Consider the following 2,095-nt stretch of genomic DNA (forward strand, 5'->3'; position numbering starts at 1 on the left):
TTGAAGCGTTTGTTATGTGCATATCGGTGCAAAATACGCTAACTTTCTTGTATTTTCTGTATCGAAATACCTGCAATACCTACCAATGCCCACTTTGCCGATGAAATGAGCCAATAGAAATAACTTTCATTTGAGTTCACTGTAGAAGCAACCAAAAATATGCAAATTGATGCGAATAATATTAACACCCATCCTAAGCCTTTCGGTTGAAAAACCTTCGTTAAAAGTAGTTGAATGACGTAGCACACTGCCAGTGCAATAAGAAGAGAAACACTGACGTTAAGCAACTCATTTTCAAATAGCCTTTCCATTTAACCACCTGCATGATTGCGATTGATTACTAAAATACAAACTAACATTTTTCCATACTGCTATCTCAAAACAACTATCTGATTATATGGATAATATTTATTGTTGACTCATGCACATAACGCCCAATTAAGGGGTGAGCAACGCTGCCACCCAACCTAAAGCATTGTACTGTAACCACTAAAATTGAAGTAGAAGCAAAAATGCCAAGCGTTGGGAATCCCTCTTAAATTGTTTGTTATATTTCGGATCTACCTAATCCTGCCTTTAAGTGAACTATGTACCAACTGTCCTTCTGGGCAATATTTTTCCATTAAAGCTCTTACCATAAGCTCATCAGCATAACTGGTACGAGGTGCTAGAGTAATTGTCACTTTTCTGAGTGCTTCAGGAGACAAGTCAACATCAATAAAATCGTTGACTGGACCTTGACCCAACAAAACTTCAACAACAGCATGGCTATTCATATTGCTAATAGCCTCCTTTGTATATCCTTGCCTTGGTGCTGGCAATGCTAAAAGAGTAAACCGATATTCATCTTGAAACTGCCAACATTTATTTTTATGGAAAGCAATATTATTTGCGCTTTCCAGCCTCATATGTGTCCCTATATCAGTGTAAGACACTTTAACAGCATCATCGTATATGTCCGACACATTATCCAAATATTCAACTTTACGACCAAAGTTTTTTTTGTCGAAAAAGCTTGGTACTACAAAGCAACTTTCATTAAAAATTTGCTCAATAGTGAGAGGAGAGTAGGTATCGCCTGGAAAACCAATATGATAATCAAAGCCTGATTCAAGCTTCCGATAGTAAAAAGGCTTGTCATCAAATGAAACTCTTACTCCTTTCATATTTCCAGTATACATGTTCCAGAGAGGGATACTTTCGATACTGTTTGTTGTCCAGCAACTGACGTAAAGAAAACGACCGATATTATACTTGCCGTACAAATCAGCCTCTTCCATATCGTCAACATTTGTGAGGCGATTAAAGCGGATTTTTCTAGAGTCTAAGATTAACGCTAACGTCTCAATTGTCGTATAGTGATGAAATTTCATAAATAAACCATGCTCCAACTGCTCCAACTGCTCCAACTGCTCCACGTATGATTTTATAAACAATCCAGATGGAAGACCGATAAGAAATATAACGCCCGGTTAAGGGGTTGACAACGCACCACTTAACTCAAAAAACACGCCGTAAACGCTGAATTTCAGTTTTGAACTAAAGTCGCCATGCGTTAGCAATCCCTCTTTAACCGTTTGTTATGCTTATTTTTTGAGCTTCACAACTTCACCACTCAATGCAACTCCAGCCATTACGGCTCCAGCACCACATTGAAAAGTATCGTTGCTTGAAGTGAGGTTATTTTTGTAATTTGATTTGATATTAACTACTGCATTTCCACCCTCTTTTATCGCTCTGTCTTTAAGAGCAATCATGGCGGAAAGAAAAACCCAGTTGCACGCTTCTTCATCTGTTTTATTGAAAGCGTTCGTTTTTTTACTGGTTTTAAATTCACCTAATTCTTTGAGAACTTTGCCGTAACTCTGCTCGCCAAAGTAAAATGAAACTTCAGTGCCTAATTTAGATTTAGCCACTTCAGAGCTCATTGCCTTTGTAATCGAATAATTACCCACATCATCTCTAGCAAAAGTGTTAGATGAGAAGAAAGCCAGTGATGAAAGAGCTAGAATTGTTAATTTTTTCATTGTGATAAATTCCAAAATAGTTTGATTGTAACTAGAGCATAACGCCCGGCTAAGGGGTTGACAACGCA

The 2,095-nt window shown here is 37.7% G+C and carries 2 protein-coding genes; both read right to left on the reverse strand.

Going from position 1 to position 2,095, the window contains the following annotated elements; all coding sequences use genetic code 11:
- Positions 1-560: 560 nt before the first annotated feature.
- Complete coding sequence (locus PL85_RS17480; RefSeq protein ID WP_194587695.1) at positions 561-1,409, reverse strand: DUF2971 domain-containing protein; 849 nt, start codon at positions 1,407-1,409, stop codon at positions 561-563.
- A 177-nt stretch (positions 1,410-1,586) separates the two neighbouring features.
- The coding region (locus PL85_RS17485; RefSeq protein WP_234934717.1) for an excinuclease at positions 1,587-2,095 on the reverse strand (509 nt) is incomplete at its 5' end.

Origin of the sequence: Vibrio anguillarum (assembly GCF_001989995.2) — a bacterium.
In the GTDB taxonomy this organism is placed as follows: Bacteria; Pseudomonadota; Gammaproteobacteria; order Enterobacterales; family Vibrionaceae; genus Vibrio; species Vibrio anguillarum.